Here is a 15,026-nt window from a genome sequence, read left to right as displayed (position 1 = left end):
TTTTCGAAGGAAATTTGGAAAGGGAAATAATAATTTTTTTCTTTGCACTCCGATTCGCAAAGCGCATCAAAATTTCAACACAGAGAGGTGTCCGAGTGGTTGAAGGAGCACGCCTGGAAAGCGTGTATACCCCTAAAGGGTATCGAGGGTTCGAATCCCTTCCTCTCTGCAACAAGCCAAGCTAAACAGCTTGGCTTTTTTTGTATTAAGTCCTCAATTTTAAATAAGGCCTGGGAGAACCCTCTGTGAAGTCAATTTGAATTTAATTGGCCAAAGAGGAAATTGGCGAGAGGTTAAATAGTGCGACTTGTAATTCCGAGAGTTCCTTCATCTATTCTAAATTTTATTGACGTAGTTTTTTAAGTCTATTCTAAACTTCATTTAAGCGGTTTTTTCCTTGGACCGAAAAAAATTAATCAAAAATGAACTTATTCTTCATTCTATTCGTCATACATGTAGTCTAATTAATGTATAGACATTAAAAGTCGTGACAGATAAATTATAAATTCTTCAAAAACAAAACCTAGCATAAATTTCAAACCAAAAGTCAAATGAAAAAGACAGGATTAATCGCAGTGGCATTTGCTCTATTTGCATTTACTGCATTCACTACCAAAGGAATCTGGACTTCAGATGTGCCCCATTCTGAGTTCGGTTTTAGCATTGTTCATATGGGCATCTCAGATGTAACCGGAACCTTCAATGATTTTACAGCTACTGTGACCAGCAACAAGGAGGATTTCAGTGATGCGGTAGTGGAGGCCACAATTCAAACAGCGTCTATCGATACTAGAGTCAGCATGAGAGATGATCACTTGAAAAGTGCTGATTTCTTTGAAGTTGAAAAATTTCCGACAATGACTTTTAAAAGTACGGGAATCAAAAAAGTAGAAGAGAATACCTATAAACTAACTGGGAATGTCACTGCAAAGGGAATTACTAAAGAAGTTGTTCTTGATATGATCTACAGGGGAAGTGTATTAAATCCTCAGACCAAAAAAACATCTGCAGGTTTTAAAATGACAGGTACACTTAAGAGATCTGATTTTGGAATTGGAGATGGCTTCCCTGAGCCCATGTTAAGCGACGAAGTGAAAATCAATATCAATGCTGAAGTTTTGCAATAAGACTTCCATATTTGATTTCAAAATAAATCGGCCCTGAGAATTTTTGAATTTCTCAGGGTCTTTTTTTGGATAATAGTTTGTCGGATTTATTATAAAAAATTGATGATCAGTGTTTTTTAAGAAAAAATAACTGTTGCGTGTATTTTAATTAGTTAAATTTTTAATGTGAAAAGAGTTGGAATCTTATTGATTTTCAATTCTTTGGTCGTTTTATTGAAAATATGACAGAGAACTCAAGGCTTTTATTAAAAAAATCAAATAAGAATAAACGTAAGAAATAGTAGGAAACATAATTATTATTGGGATTTAGACTGAAAAATGGAGATAAACCAAAGATTCGATTGAATTCTCATTTAGGTTTCAAATCTTTTTAAAAATTGTTTTTTCTTTTGATTAAAATTGCGAACCTTTCGCTGAGTTTTGAGTAATCTGGCTTATTTCAGAGAAAAAAGAAAATTCCCCGCTCATGTAAAAATTGGCTTAATCATGCTTTAAAAGCGGAATTTTTCGGAAAAATCTGAAAGAGGTCATTGTTTTTTGAATTTAAAAAATGATAACTTTAAAACTCGATTTTAGTGTAGAAACCATTTAACCTTTATCAAAAGTCTATTTAAAAATCACATTATGAGAAAGTTAATCGCTTTGTTCATGCTTGCAGGTATCTTATTCGCGCCTGTTTTCGCTAACGCACAAGAAGCAGAATCGGATTCTGCAGCACAAGAAGAAACCACCCCTGTAGCAGAACCTGCTGCAGCATCTCCTATGGTAGTTGACGACGAGATCGTCGCTGAGGAGCAAAGCTTTCACCAAATCGTTAAAGAGAAATTTATCGAAGGTGATCCAGTGTTTATGACACCAGTATTGATCTGTTTGATCTTGGGTCTAGCAGTAGCTTTGGAAAGAATCGTTACTTTGAATCTTTCCACTACAAACACAAAGAAATTATTGGCTAAAGTTGAAGATGCACTTGCTTCTGGCGGTGTTGAAGCTGCTAAGGACATTACCAAAAGCACTAAAGGTCCTGTTGCTTCTATCTTTACTCAAGGTCTAATGAGATATTCTGAAGGGATCGAAATGGTAGAAAAATCTATCATCGCTTACGGTTCTGTAGAAATGGGTAGATTGGAAAAAGGTCTAGTATGGATCTCTTTGTTTATCTCTCTTGCTCCAATGTTGGGTTTCATGGGTACTGTAATCGGTATGATTGGTGCATTTGACTCAATCGAAGCAGCTGGTGATATCTCTCCTTCCTTGGTAGCAGGTGGTATTAAAATCGCCCTTTTGACTACTGTAGCTGGTTTGATCGTTGCGATTATCCTACAGTTGTTCTACAACTATTGTGTAGCTAAGATTGATTCTTTGGTTAACGATATGGAGGATGCTTCTATCACTTTGGTAGATATCCTTGTGAAGCACAAATTGACTGGTAAATAATTTACCGGCCTTTTTGTTGAATTTCAAATTAATTAGTTAACCCCAAAAGAAGACATATACTATGGATACTTATGATATATTCTTATACGTTGGCTATGGTCTAGTGATTTTGGGTGCGATCTTCGCAGTGGTTATGCCACTTATCAAGTCTCTTGATAATCCTAAATCTCTATTAAAAACTGTAGTCGGTATTGTCGGCATCGCGGTATTGTTCTTCATTGCTTACAGCATTTCTAGCAATGAGGTACTTCCGAAGTTCGAGGCTGATCCATTTAATCTAACACCAGCAGGTTCCCAGTTTGTAGGTGGCATGTTGATTACTACTTATGTACTGGCAGTTATAGCTGTAGTTGGTATCGTATTTACTGAACTAAGCAAAGCTATTAAGTAATATGGGCAAGAAAAAAAGCAGACCAAGTCAGGAGGTTAATGCAGGTTCGATGGCAGACATCGCCTTCCTGCTTCTAATCTTCTTTCTTGTCACAACTACGATCGCTTCGGACAAGGGTATCTTAAACGTACTCCCTCCGAAGTTGGATCCGAACAACCCGCCGCCGGAAATTGATAAAAACGAGCGTAACATCTTTAACATTTTGATCAACGCAAATGATCAACTTCTTATCGAAGATGAGTTTAGAGATAATGCGGACGGTTTGGATGCGGAAATCAAAGCTTTCGTTTTGAATTTCGGTTTACCTGATGAAGAGGCAAGTGCATTGTATAATACTTTGCCTGCATCTTTGAAAGCTCAGGTTAAAAGAGATCCTGAATCTTCTGATTCTCCTGGTGAAGCTGTAGTTTCTATTAAAACTAACCGTGGAACTAGCTATGAGAAATATTTGGAGATCTTTGATTTAGCTAAGAAAGCGTACTTTGATATTTATGCTGAACGTGTAAATCTTACTACTGATGAGTATAGAACTCTAACTGGTAAAGATGACGCAGAAGAGGCATTAATTGATAGAGGAAAAGAAGGAATCCCTATGGCGATTTCAATTGCAGAACCAGATAAAATAGGTAGTTGATATGGCAAAGTTTAGCAAAAAGACAAAAACTGAGGAAAGTATTCCGACTTCAGCATTGCCAGATATTATCTTTATGCTTCTATTCTTCTTCATGGTAACTACCGTGTTGAGAGAGCAAGATATCTTGGTTGAGCAGAAAATTCCTCAAGCTACTCAGCTTCAGAAATTGCAAAAGAAAACATTGATTTCTTACATCTACATTGGTAAGCCTAAGAATACATCATTGTACGGTTCTGAGCCAAAAGTTCAGGCTAATGATGTTCTTATTGGAGCTGAAGATGTAGTTCAGTGGGTAAACCAGGAAAGAGATTTGCTTCCAGAAGCAGATCGAGGAATGATCACTATCTCTATGAAAGTAGATAGAGATGTTAAGATGGGACCTATTTCCGATGTTCAAACTGAATTAAGAGAAGCTGATGCACGTCGTGTATTATATGCATCAACAGGAAAACTCCAGAAGTAATCAATTGATTTAATTCTTTATATTTAAAGCTGTCTCCTAATCGAGACAGCTTTTTTATTGTTTACACCTGCATGCTGTTAAATCTTAAAAATAAGAAGAAGGTCCAAAATGCTTGGGCCATGTATGACTGGGCTAATTCTGTCTATAGCTTGGTGATCACATCTACTATCTTTCCAGTTTATTATAATTCAGTTACCAAAGGAATTGATGGAAGTGATTTGGTTTCTTTTTTCGGGTTTGAAATAGTTAATACTGTATTGTATTCTTATTCTATTTCCTTTTCATTTTTGGTTATTGCTTTGATTTCACCCCTTCTTTCTGGTATGGCGGATACTAGTGGGAAAAAGCTTGAATTCATGAAATTCTTTGCCTATTTAGGCTCAATTGCCTGCGTCGGCTTATTCTTTTTTGATGAAAATAATGTTGAATTTGGTATTCTTTGTAGTGTTACTGCAAGTATTGGATACGCTGGTAGTATCGTCTTTTATAATGCTTATTTGCCTGAGATTTCTGAAGAGAAAGAATATGATTTATTAAGCGCCAAAGGTTTTGCCTTAGGATATATCGGATCTGTAATTTTGTTGGTTGTCAATTTATTGATGATTCAAATGCCAGATCTATTTGGTATTCCTGATGGAGGCGTTGCAGCACGTCTTTCTTTTTTGATTACTGGAGTTTGGTGGGCTGGATTTTCTCAGATACCGTTTAGAGTATTGCCTAAGAATCCCTACAATAAAAAGATAAAGAGGGAGCTAATTTTTCATGGGTATCAAGAAATTAGAAAAGTATTTAAAGAAGTCCGGGGAATTAAAGTTATGAATCGTTTTCTAGCTTCCTTTTTCTTTTATTCAATGGGAGTTCAAACAGTAATGTATTTAGCAGCATCTTTTGGAGATAAAGAATTAGGATTGCCTGGCGATCAATTAATCATGACCATATTGATTATCCAATTTGTAGGGATAATTGGAAGTTACTTTTTCGCATTCCTTTCCAAAAAATATGGAAACAAACTCAGTTTGGTCATTATGGTTCTTATTTGGACAGGAATCTGTGGTGCTGCATATTATGTTTATACGGTCTATGAGTTTTATGCTTTAGCTTTCGTAGTAGGCTTGGTAATGGGAGGAATTCAATCACTTTCTAGATCAACCTTTTCCAAATTAATCCCAAAATCCACTACCGAGCATGCCTCTTTTTTCTCATTTTACGATGTGACTGAAAAGCTTGCTATCGTAATTGGTACGTTCTCTTATGGTGTTATTGAGCAGCTTACTGGTAGTATGCGAAATTCAGCATTGACTTTAGGAATTTTCTTTTTGGTAGGATTAGGCTTTCTAATGCTTGTCAGTATTCCGAAGAATCAACTTTCACCTCAATCCAATTAAAAGGATGATCAAAATATTAAAAGGCTCCGATGTTAAAAGGCTTGATAAACTCGCCTGTGATAAGGAAGGAATTCAGTCCTATGAATTAATGGAACGAGCCGGTTTGGCCTTTGAAAAATGGTTATATGAACAAGATTTTTCCAAGGACCGTGACGTTTTGATCTTTGTAGGTGCAGGTAATAATGGAGGAGATGGATTAGTAATTGCAAGGTTGATTTCACAAAAGAACTTTCAAGTAACTGTTGTCAAATGTTTTCCTGAAAATGCCAAATTAAGTGCTGATTCTGCGAAAAATCTTGAAATGCTTCCAACAAAAGTCAAAGAAGTTTTTCTTAAAGATTTCGAAGTTCAAATTGGTTTTCCAGTTATCATTGATGCTTTTCTTGGGGTTGGATTCAATGGAGAACTAAGAGAAGAAGCACAAATAGTGGTCTCAAAAATCAATGAGCTTTCTGGATATAAAATCTCAATTGATATTCCAAGTGGATTACATTCCGAAGGAATCGGTGGAGGACTGGTAGTAATTTCAGATTTGACTTTTACTTTGGCATTCCCAAAAGAAGCTTTATTGATTCCTGAAAATGCCAATGTTGTTGGTGACTTAGTTGTCGGAGATATTCAAATTGATCCTGCATTATATAAAGAATTTGAAGGAGAGATGTATTTTCTTCAAGAAAATGACCTCCCTGTTTTGCATAAAAAATTTACAAGGTTCTCACACAAAGGAGATTTTGGAAAAATATTGTTGGTAGGTGGTAGTTTAGGAAAAATGGGGGCTATGGTTCTTGCATCTAAAAGTGCATTGAGGACTGGGGCTGGTTTAGTGACCTGTCACGTGGAGGAAAGTGAACACCATATTCTACAAATGGCAGTACCAGAAGTAATGTGTAATTGGGGCCTTATCCCAAATGCTGGATATTATGATGCCATTGGTATTGGGCCTGGATGGGGCTTAGACCATCGAAAAAATTTGATGGAACAACTTCTGAAGGACTTTCAAAAGCCCATGGTGATAGATGCTGATGGGATCAACCTTTTGGCTAAATATCCAGAAATGATAGAAAAATTACCTAAGGGGAGTATTTTAACTCCTCATGTGGGTGAATTTGGCAGACTGATAGGAGAGTTTGATAGCCATATCGAACGTGTTCAAAAGGCTAAAGAGTTTGCTACCAAACATCAGCACATTCTTGTGCTCAAAGGAGCAAATACAGTTATTTCTCTTCCTGATGGGAAACAGGTTGTCAATAGCTCCGGATCTCCCTTTATGGCAACCGCTGGATCTGGTGATACTTTGACAGGCATGATAACAGCCTACTTAGGAATGGGATATTCTTCCGAATCTGCAGCGCTTTGTGGGGTATATCATCATGGATTGGCAGGTGAGATTGCAGGGGCAAAGAAAAGGAGGGGGGCAATCGCCTCTGATATTATCGAAGCGATTCCGGAAACCTATCTGAAATTAAACGTTTAAAATTCTTACCAACGAAACTATTAAGTTTTACTTAGGGTTTTGCGTTAAAGTATTTTTATGAATAAGGAGAAACTACTACTCTGGACTTTAGCAGCAATCAATTTTATCCACATTGTGGATTTTATGATTTTGATGCCACTAGGGCCACAATTAATGAGAGTCTTTGAGATTTCTCCAAGGGAGTTTGGCCTATTAGTATCATCCTATACTTTTAGTGCGGGTGCCTCAAGTTTTTTTGGAGCATTCTTTTTGGATCGATTCGATCGTAAGAGGATTCTATTGTGGGTTTATATAGGGTTTTCTATTGCCACACTAGGTTGTGCACTTTCTCCAAATTACCATATTCTTCTATTTGCAAGGGTAATCTCCGGCTTCTTTGGAGGCCTTACATCTGCTCTGATTTTGGCTATTATTGGCGATGTAATTCCTGATTCCAGAAGAGGGAGAGCCATGGGATTGGTAATGGCAGCCTTTTCTTTAGCCTCTGTTCTTGGAGTTCCTTTGGGATTGTTTTTAGCTAGTTTGTCTGATTGGCATACTCCGTTTTATATCTTGACAGGATTGTCCGTAGTGAGCTTAGGGATGATTATCAAGTTCATTCCGAATATTACAGACCATTTGAATAAAGAAATAGAAAAGCCTAGACCTGTTGAAGTGGTCAAAAGAGTAACTGGCAATTCAAATCAAATGAGGGCTATTGCTCTTTCTGTTATGATGATGTTTGGTCAGTTTATGATTATTCCATTCTTGAGCCCTTATAATGTTGCCAATGTCGGGTTCACCGAAATGCAATTGACCTATATCTATATAGCCGGAGGAGCTTTTACCATTTTTACTTCTCCATGGGTGGGTAGGTTATCAGATAAATATGGAAAATTGAAGGTCTTTACGATTTTCATGGCACTCAATGTCATTCCGATTGGAATAATTACCCATTTGGGGATTACACCAGTGCCATTGGTTTTAATCATTACAACGATGTTTTTTGTGACATCTAATGGGAGATATGTACCCGCTGCAGCAATAATCACAGGGACAGCAAGGCCAGAAAACCGTGGGAGTTTCTTGAGTTTTAACTCTGCAATTCAGCAGTTGGCGGCAGGATTAGCTTCCTTAATTGCGGGCTTGATTATAGGTGAAAGTGCCACTGGTCAATTGACAAATTTTAATCTGGTAGGCTATTTGGCAATCTTCTTTAGTCTGCTATGTATTCCTTTGGCCAGAAGAGTAAAAGTGGTCAGTTAACCATTCTGATTTTTCTTTATAACTCAGGACAGCATTACTGATTTCAATCATTAAATTGGTTGAAAATGTAATTCCCATGAAATTGTCTTTTCGACATCTCTTTATTCTAGTAGCAATTTTTCTTTCTCAGACTTTTAGGATTAAGGCACAAAATGTTCCTAAAAGACCCAATATTCTTTTTATAGCAGTGGATGATTTGAGGCCAGAGTTGGGGGCTTATGGTAAAAGCTATACCTATACTCCAAACTTGGATCAGTTTGCTTCCAAAAGTTCTGTTTTTCAGAATCACTTTGTAACAGTTCCAACATGTGGAGCCTCTAGATATAGTATGCTTGTTGGGAAACTGCCGAAATCCAAAGGTGATTTGAGTAATATGGCCGCAGTTAATAATATCTCTAACAAGCCAGAAAGTGAAAGGCCCAAGACTTTTGTTCAAGACCTTCGAGAAAATGGATTTTATACTGTTGGAATTGGGAAATTATCGCATCATCCGGATGGTTATGTTTATGAATACGACGAACCCAAAAGTAACCAGTTAGAATTACCTGGAACATGGGATGAAATGCTCTTTGATTCCGGAAAATGGGGAACAGGCCATAATGCATTTTTTGGCTATGCAGATGGAAGTAATAGAACTGGGATGAATAAGCAAGTCAAACCCTATGAATCCGCTGACGTGGACGATATGGGCTATCCGGATGGCTTAACGGCAGAGTTAGGGATTGAGAAATTGTCCGAATTGAAAGAGAGGAAAGAACCATTCTTTTTAGGTGTTGGCTTTTTTAAGCCTCACTTGCCTTTTACAGCACCGAAGAAATATTGGGATTTGTATGAGGAGTCTGAAATTCCATTGGCCCCCTTTGCGGCCATACCGGAAGGTTCTGCAGCTGCTAGTTTGATCACAAGTGGTGAGTTTAACCAATATGCCCTAGGGGAGGAAAAAGCAGGTTTGGATCATGCCGTTTCCAATGAATATGCTAGAAAAATTAGACATGCCTATTTAGCTTCTGTAAGCTATGTAGATGCTCAGATTGGAAAAGTATTAGATGAATTAGAAAAGCAAGGGCTGGCTGAAAATACTATTGTCGTAATCTGGGGAGATCATGGTTGGCATTTAGGGGATGATTTAGTTTGGGGAAAGCATACGCTTTTTGATTGGGCATTACAATCTGTTTTAATGATAAAAACTCCTGACGGAAAAGGAAATTACATCAATCAGATAGTCAGCACAGTGGATATTGCTCCTACTTTGTTGGAACTGGCTGGTGTAAAACCTTCAGAAAAACTGGATGGAGAGAGTTTGGTAGATCTAATGAAGAACCCGAAGCTTCAAAGTTGGAGAAATACAGCTTACAGCTATTTCAACCAGGGGAATTCGGTTCGGACTTCTGAGTATAGGTTAACCCGTTATTATCGCTCAAATGGTCCTGAATATGAATTGTATGATCAGATCAGTGATCCCAATGAGACAAATAATATAGCTGGGCCTCAATTGGAATCATTGCCTAAGCTCAAAAAGTTATTGGAAAAAGGTAATACGGGGATTTTTGAGAAATAAGAATCCCCGACATTTTTGCCGGGGATAGAAGGATTAAAATTCTGCGTTTCCTGGGGTTCGAGGGAAAGCAATTACGTCTCGTATATTTCCCATTCCGGTAACGAATTGGACCATTCTTTCAAAGCCCAATCCAAATCCGGCATGTGGAGTAGATCCAAACCTTCTGGTATCCAAAAACCACCACATCTCTTCAGTTGGGATGTTCATTTCTTCCATTCTTTTCAGAAGAACGTCCATTCTCTCTTCACGCTGGGAACCGCCTACGATTTCTCCGATTCCAGGGAAAAGGATGTCCATCGCTGCTACGGTTTTTCCATCTTCGTTTTGACGCATGTAGAAAGATTTGATTTCTTTCGGATAGTCAGTTAGGATAACTGGCTTTTTGAAATGCTTCTCAACCAAATATCTTTCGTGCTCTGATTGTAAATCAGCACCCCACTCTTCGATCAAATATTGGAATTTTTTCTTCTGATTTGGTTTCGATCTTTTCAAGATTTCAATCGCTTCGGTATAAGTGATTCTTACGAATTCGTTTTCTAAAACAAATTTCAACTTATCAATCAACCCTAATTCAGAACGTTGATCTGCTGGTTTTGATTTTTCCTCGTCAAGCAATCTTGATTCTAAGAATTTTAAATCCTCCATGCAGTTCTCTAAAGCATATTGGATCAAGTATTTCAAGAAGTCCTCAGCCAAATCTGCATTGTCTTCTGCGTCATAAAATGCCATTTCCGGTTCGATCATCCAGAATTCAGCCAGGTGACGAGTAGTGTTGGAGTTTTCGGCACGGAAGGTAGGTCCGAAAGTATAGATCTCAGAAAGAGCCATCGCTGCCAATTCACCCTCCAATTGTCCAGAAACTGTCAAGTTTGCTTCTCTTTCGAAGAAATCCTGCTTGAAATCAACAGCTCCTTCCTCTGTTCTTGGAGGATTAGCAATGTCCAAAGTGGTTACCTTGAATGTTTCACCGGCACCTTCTGCATCGGAGGCAGTGATGATTGGAGTATGGATATAGAAAAAGCCCTTATTGTTGAAATACTGGTGTACCGCAAATGCTAAAGCATGGCGCACTCTGAAAACTGCCCCAAACGTGTTGGTACGCATTCTTAGGTGAGCGATTTCTCTCAAGAATTCCAATGAGTGCTTTTTAGGCTGAAGTGGATATTTTTCAGGATCTGCTTCACCTAATACTTCGATGGAAATTGCATTCAATTCAGAAGCTTGTCCCGATCCTTGAGATTCTACCACAGTTCCTGTGATTTTCAGACAAGCTCCGGTGCTGCATTTTTTCAATACGTCTTCAGAAATCAAATTGGGGTCAGCTACTACTTGATAATTAGTTATAACTGAGCCGTCATTCATCGCAATGAAGGTGACGTTTTTGTTGGAACGTTTGGTTCTTACCCATCCCATGATGGTAAGTTCACTGCCAATTGGATTTTGATCCAGGATGGTCTTGATTTTGACCCTTTTGTTGAATGCCATGATTTCGAATAAAGTTTAAAACAGCGCAGAGCGACTATTTTTTATAGTTTGCAAAAAAACGATTAAATCACCTTTTTATCAAAAATTTGCTCGTTTTTCCTAACTTTGAGTTCAGGGCTTTTTCATGAGAAAAGGCCTTTTTTGAACCCAAATTGCAGGTTTTACTCAATCATACATGCAAAAGCTACATCTTAGTCAGTCACTTTCACAGAAGCTTTCCCCTCAACAGATCCAATTTATCAAGCTGTTGCAGGTTCCTACAGCCGAATTGGATGCAAGAATTGAGGAAGAATTAGAGGTGAATCCAGCTTTGGAAGAAGGTAGAGAAGAGAAAGAAGAGTCTACTCAGGAAGAGTTTGAGGATAGCTATGAAGATGATGTCCCTACAGATGATAGAGATATTAATTTGGATGAATATCTGGATGATGAGTATGGTGGGTATAAGATGCAAGGTGATGGGAACTATAATTCTGATGAAGAGGATCGTGAAATCCCCATTTCTTCTCAGGCCTCACTGCATGAGCAGCTAATTCAACAATTGAATTATTTGAAGCTGGATGAACGACAAAAAATCATCGGCCAGCAATTAATTGGAAGTATAGAGAATGATGGCTATATCCGTAGAGATTTGGAAGCTATCATCAATGATTTGGCTTTTTCTCAAAATATAGAGACAGACATCGATGAGTTAGAAGAAATCTTAAGAAAGATCCAGTCATTTGATCCAGCCGGTATCGCCTCTCGTAATCTTCAGGAATGCCTGATCTTGCAATTGGAGAGAAAAGAGCATCCAGATGATCCTGTGATTCTTCATGCGCTTAGAATTCTTCATGATTGCTTTGAAGAATTTACTAAGAAGCATTATTCCAAAATTCAGAGGAAATGCGAATTGACAGAGGAAGAAACCAAAGATGCTGTTAATCTGATCACAAAATTGAATCCTAAGCCAGGAGGTATCTCAGATGGCTTGGTTCGAACACAATACATCATTCCAGATTTTATTCTGACCAATAATTCTGGAAAATTGGAAATCAGTTTGAATTCCAAAAATGCTCCTGAACTTAGAATTTCTAGGTCTTATGCGGATATGTTTGATGCTTATGATAAGTCTGACAAAAAAGATAAAAAGCTGAAAGACACAGTCACTTTTGTTAAGCAAAAGCTAGATGCCGCAAAATGGTTTATAGATGCCATCAAGCAAAGACAAAACACTTTGTTGCGTACCATGGAGGCGATTCTCCAGTATCAAAAAGATTTCTTTTTAGATGGTGATGAGACCAACCTTCGCCCTATGATTTTGAAAGATATTGCCGAAAAAATCGATATGGATATTTCTACTGTTTCTAGAGTGGCAAATAGTAAGGCAATTCAAACTGAATTTGGGGTTTATCCATTGAAATACTTTTTCTCTGAAGGTATATCTACCGACAGTGGCGAAGATGTAAGTAATAGAGAGGTGAAATCTGTGCTTCAAGGAATGGTGGATGAAGAGGATAAGAAGAAGCCTCTTTCTGATGATAAGTTGGTGAAAATGCTGAACAAAAAGGGCTACAATATCGCCAGAAGAACAGTGGCTAAGTACAGAGAGCAGTTACAAATCCCGGTTGCCAGATTAAGAAAAGAATTGTAGTGGCGAGATTTTTAGCTCAGATTATATCGGTAATTTTTCAACCATTAGTAATTCCTGCCTTAGGTTTCGCCTTGATATTATTTGGAGTACCTGAGGCGAGTAGTATACCGCAAGAGTTCAAATCAAGGATTTTTTATTTGGTTTCACTTTCCACTTTAGCTATTCCAATGATTACAGTAATTGGTCTTCGGGTAAGTGGGACCGTTAAAAGCTTACACATGATAGATTTAAAGGATAGATTGATTCCTTTTTCAGTCATATCAATCTATTACCTGATGACAGTCTATTTCATGTATCAAATGACTGAGCTTGATCCCATTCTTTGGCAATCTTTGGCCATTATGACAGCTGTCGTGGTGGTGCTTACAATTGTTACTTTCTTTTGGAAAATGTCAGCACATATGACTGGTGTAGGTGGGTTGTTGGCATTGGTAGTGGTGTTGGGGATGTACTTTCCTAATTTTTCTGCTTTGTACCCACTTTTGGGTGCACTGATGCTGTGTGGGATTGTAGGTTCTTCCAGATTGCTTTTAGATGCCCATAAGCCTGTTGAAGTGTATGTCGGCTTTGCCTATGGGTTTATTTCCTGTTTGATAGGATTTCTTTGGATTTGGGGATAAAAAAAAATCCAGACTTTTCAGCCTGGATTTCAAATATCAATCTTTATTTCTTTTTAGAATAGATTCACAGCTACTCCAAAGCTAATCTGCTTTGCTTGGTTTTCTACAGGTCCCATACCTGATTGGAATACATTATTCAATCCGAAATAACTCCATACATAGAATCCTGGAGTACCAGCTTTGAAAGTCAATCCATATCGAATTTTCTCCAAACCATAGTTCTGGGATTCTTTGATCTTTCTTTCTAGGCCATCATTATCAGTGAATTTGATTTTGGTATGAGCATCATAAAGAATTCCAACTTTACCTCCGACACTTACTCTAAACCCTTTTGTGTAGTTAGCCTTGTTCACGTGATAAACCAAGTCCACAGGAATTTCAAAATAATTCAATGCGAACTTATTGTAGTCTACAGAAAGGCCATCTCCATATACGTCAGACAAATCAAGGAAATCACTTGCATCTGTTCCTTTCTCTGCATCGTTGAAAAGGTTCATTGTTTCTTGAAATGACCATTTATCAGTTCCAAAGCCAACACCTGGATCCAAAGTAAAACCAGAGGTAGCGCCGAAGATATTGATAGGATGCTGATAGTATACGTTCAAAGATCTTGATCCGAAAAAGTTGGTTCCCATGTCTTCAGGTCTATTGTTGAGGACATTGAATCCAAATTCAATTTTCAAATCAGAAGGAATATTAGGTCGGCCTCCAATTGGAGTCTTAGGACTTTTGGCTTCTTCCTGAGCAAATGCTAATTGAACTAATGAAAATGCGAGTAGGAAGGTGAATATTTTTTTCATTAAAAGAATGCTTAATTACGTGCTAGTGCGGGCAAAAATAGAAAATCCTACAGGAATAAACCCGCTTTTAGTCTTAATAATTCTTAAGGCTGAAAATCAGGGTAGAAGGTTGCAAATAAAAAAACCTTGCAACTAATATTTGGAATAATTCGATTTATAGGTACCTTTGCAGACCAATTCGGCCTCGTAGCTCAACTGAATAGAGCACTTGATTACGGCTCAAGAGGTTTCAGGTTTGAATCCTGACGAGGTCACAAAGCCCATCTTTGCAAAAAGGTGGGCTTTTTTTTGCTTCAATTTTTAATCGGCTAATAGATTAAGTAGCTATATCCCAGTGCTTGAAGCTGTAAAAGTCTAATGGAGTAAGACTCTGCTATATCCAATCCATCAAATAATTCTTCTTCTGAAACATTCAGTCTCTTCATAGCAATGCTACAGATACTTACTTTGACTTTGGACTTGTATTTCTGAAACTGCTTTTCCATTTCAGAGCCTTTTACCAACTCTTTCACAATAGGTCCTTTTACAACTATTTCGAAATTTTCAATTGAGACTCCATTCTCAGAAAGAGCATCAAACATTCCTAATGCGCTGTTAAATCCATCGGCGTCTCGGACTCCAAAGGCATAATTTGGATTTTTATTTAGGTCTGAGATTGTTTGTTCTTTAATGACAGTCTGACTAAATGCAGTTGAGACAGATACAAAGCAAAAAGCGAGGAGAAGAAATGTGTATTTTTTCATAGTATTCAAGATTTACATTCAATTTAAGGAGAATTGG

The 15,026-nt window shown here is 37.7% G+C and carries 14 protein-coding genes and 2 tRNA genes; 13 read left to right on the top strand and 3 right to left on the bottom strand.

Features of this window, described 5'->3' with window-relative positions; all coding sequences use genetic code 11:
* Positions 1-81 precede the first annotated feature (81 nt).
* The 10 genes from BUF13_RS13555 (at position 82) to BUF13_RS13510 (ending at position 9,711) form a co-directional block, all read left to right on the top strand.
* Positions 82-169: transfer RNA gene (locus tag BUF13_RS13555), tRNA-Ser, on the top strand.
* A 382-nt stretch (positions 170-551) separates the two neighbouring features.
* Positions 552-1,127: a YceI family protein gene (locus BUF13_RS13550; RefSeq protein WP_073572326.1), complete on the top strand. Its 576-nt coding sequence runs from the start codon at positions 552-554 to the stop codon at positions 1,125-1,127.
* A 624-nt stretch (positions 1,128-1,751) separates the two neighbouring features.
* Complete coding sequence (locus BUF13_RS13545) at positions 1,752-2,561, top strand: MotA/TolQ/ExbB proton channel family protein (protein ID WP_073572325.1); 810 nt, start codon at positions 1,752-1,754, stop codon at positions 2,559-2,561.
* Positions 2,562-2,622: 61 nt separating this feature from the next.
* Positions 2,623-2,952, top strand: a complete 330-nt coding sequence (locus BUF13_RS13540) for a hypothetical protein (protein ID WP_073572324.1) — start codon at positions 2,623-2,625, stop codon at positions 2,950-2,952.
* Position 2,953: 1 nt separating this feature from the next.
* Positions 2,954-3,586: an ExbD/TolR family protein gene (locus BUF13_RS13535; protein ID WP_073572323.1), complete on the top strand. Its 633-nt coding sequence runs from the start codon at positions 2,954-2,956 to the stop codon at positions 3,584-3,586.
* A gap of 1 nt (position 3,587) precedes the next feature.
* Complete coding sequence (locus tag BUF13_RS13530; RefSeq protein ID WP_073572322.1) at positions 3,588-4,049, top strand: ExbD/TolR family protein; 462 nt, start codon at positions 3,588-3,590, stop codon at positions 4,047-4,049.
* A gap of 71 nt (positions 4,050-4,120) precedes the next feature.
* The gene (locus BUF13_RS13525; protein WP_073572321.1) at positions 4,121-5,434 is read left to right on the top strand and encodes an MFS transporter; all 1,314 of its coding nucleotides are present in this window, start codon (positions 4,121-4,123) and stop codon (positions 5,432-5,434) included.
* 4 nt (positions 5,435-5,438) lie between these two features.
* The gene (locus tag BUF13_RS13520) at positions 5,439-6,908 is read left to right on the top strand and encodes a bifunctional ADP-dependent NAD(P)H-hydrate dehydratase/NAD(P)H-hydrate epimerase (protein ID WP_073572478.1); all 1,470 of its coding nucleotides are present in this window, start codon (positions 5,439-5,441) and stop codon (positions 6,906-6,908) included.
* Positions 6,909-6,965: 57 nt separating this feature from the next.
* The gene (locus tag BUF13_RS13515) at positions 6,966-8,153 is read left to right on the top strand and encodes an MFS transporter (protein WP_073572320.1); all 1,188 of its coding nucleotides are present in this window, start codon (positions 6,966-6,968) and stop codon (positions 8,151-8,153) included.
* Between the two features lie 76 nt (positions 8,154-8,229).
* Positions 8,230-9,711 carry a sulfatase gene (locus tag BUF13_RS13510; protein ID WP_073572319.1) on the top strand — a complete coding sequence of 494 codons (1,482 nt, stop codon included), beginning with the start codon at positions 8,230-8,232 and terminating at the stop codon, positions 9,709-9,711.
* Between the two features lie 33 nt (positions 9,712-9,744).
* Here BUF13_RS13510 and asnS read toward each other — a convergent pair whose 3' ends face one another.
* A complete protein-coding gene (gene asnS / locus BUF13_RS13505) occupies positions 9,745-11,196 on the bottom strand; it encodes an asparagine--tRNA ligase (RefSeq protein ID WP_073572318.1) in 1,452 nt (483 codons plus the stop codon).
* Positions 11,197-11,371: 175 nt separating this feature from the next.
* Here asnS and rpoN point away from each other — a divergent pair, with 175 nt between their 5' ends.
* Together rpoN and BUF13_RS13495 are read left to right on the top strand one after the other, a co-directional pair.
* Entirely contained in the window at positions 11,372-12,826 is a 1,455-nt protein-coding gene (gene rpoN / locus BUF13_RS13500; RefSeq protein WP_073572317.1) for an RNA polymerase factor sigma-54, read from the top strand.
* Positions 12,826-13,446 carry a PA-phosphatase gene (locus BUF13_RS13495; RefSeq protein WP_073572316.1) on the top strand — a complete coding sequence of 207 codons (621 nt, stop codon included), beginning with the start codon at positions 12,826-12,828 and terminating at the stop codon, positions 13,444-13,446. Before rpoN ends, BUF13_RS13495 begins: the two co-directional genes overlap by 1 nt.
* Before the next feature lie 53 nt (positions 13,447-13,499).
* On the opposite strand, the gene BUF13_RS13490 is transcribed toward BUF13_RS13495, so the two are convergent.
* The gene (locus BUF13_RS13490) at positions 13,500-14,246 is read right to left on the bottom strand and encodes a porin family protein (protein WP_073572315.1); all 747 of its coding nucleotides are present in this window, start codon (positions 14,244-14,246) and stop codon (positions 13,500-13,502) included.
* 180 nt (positions 14,247-14,426) lie between these two features.
* On the opposite strand from BUF13_RS13490, the gene BUF13_RS13485 reads away from it, so the two are divergent.
* Positions 14,427-14,500, top strand: a tRNA-Arg gene (locus tag BUF13_RS13485).
* 54 nt (positions 14,501-14,554) lie between these two features.
* Here BUF13_RS13485 and BUF13_RS20535 read toward each other — a convergent pair.
* Positions 14,555-14,989, bottom strand: coding sequence for a DsrE family protein (locus BUF13_RS20535; protein ID WP_134204470.1), 435 nt, complete (start codon positions 14,987-14,989; stop codon positions 14,555-14,557).
* Positions 14,990-15,026: the final 37 nt, after the last annotated feature.

The organism is Algoriphagus zhangzhouensis (genome assembly GCF_900148515.1).
GTDB classification, from domain to species: domain Bacteria; phylum Bacteroidota; class Bacteroidia; order Cytophagales; family Cyclobacteriaceae; genus Algoriphagus; species Algoriphagus zhangzhouensis.
This window is presented reverse-complemented; position numbering and strand designations above follow the sequence as displayed.

Coding starts and splice junctions, on each gene's coding strand:
- asnS (WP_073572318.1), bottom strand. CDS start 11,196: ATGGCATTCAACAAAAGGGTCAAAATCAAGACCATCCTGGATCAAAAT.
- BUF13_RS13515 (WP_073572320.1), top strand. CDS start 6,966: ATGAATAAGGAGAAACTACTACTCTGGACTTTAGCAGCAATCAATTTT.
- BUF13_RS13530 (WP_073572322.1), top strand. CDS start 3,588: ATGGCAAAGTTTAGCAAAAAGACAAAAACTGAGGAAAGTATTCCGACT.
- BUF13_RS13525 (WP_073572321.1), top strand. CDS start 4,121: ATGCTGTTAAATCTTAAAAATAAGAAGAAGGTCCAAAATGCTTGGGCC.
- BUF13_RS13550 (WP_073572326.1), top strand. CDS start 552: ATGAAAAAGACAGGATTAATCGCAGTGGCATTTGCTCTATTTGCATTT.
- BUF13_RS13540 (WP_073572324.1), top strand. CDS start 2,623: ATGGATACTTATGATATATTCTTATACGTTGGCTATGGTCTAGTGATT.
- BUF13_RS20535 (WP_134204470.1), bottom strand. CDS start 14,989: ATGAAAAAATACACATTTCTTCTCCTCGCTTTTTGCTTTGTATCTGTC.
- BUF13_RS13520 (WP_073572478.1), top strand. CDS start 5,439: ATGATCAAAATATTAAAAGGCTCCGATGTTAAAAGGCTTGATAAACTC.
- BUF13_RS13535 (WP_073572323.1), top strand. CDS start 2,954: ATGGGCAAGAAAAAAAGCAGACCAAGTCAGGAGGTTAATGCAGGTTCG.
- BUF13_RS13490 (WP_073572315.1), bottom strand. CDS start 14,246: ATGAAAAAAATATTCACCTTCCTACTCGCATTTTCATTAGTTCAATTA.
- BUF13_RS13510 (WP_073572319.1), top strand. CDS start 8,230: ATGAAATTGTCTTTTCGACATCTCTTTATTCTAGTAGCAATTTTTCTT.
- BUF13_RS13545 (WP_073572325.1), top strand. CDS start 1,752: ATGAGAAAGTTAATCGCTTTGTTCATGCTTGCAGGTATCTTATTCGCG.
- rpoN (WP_073572317.1), top strand. CDS start 11,372: ATGCAAAAGCTACATCTTAGTCAGTCACTTTCACAGAAGCTTTCCCCT.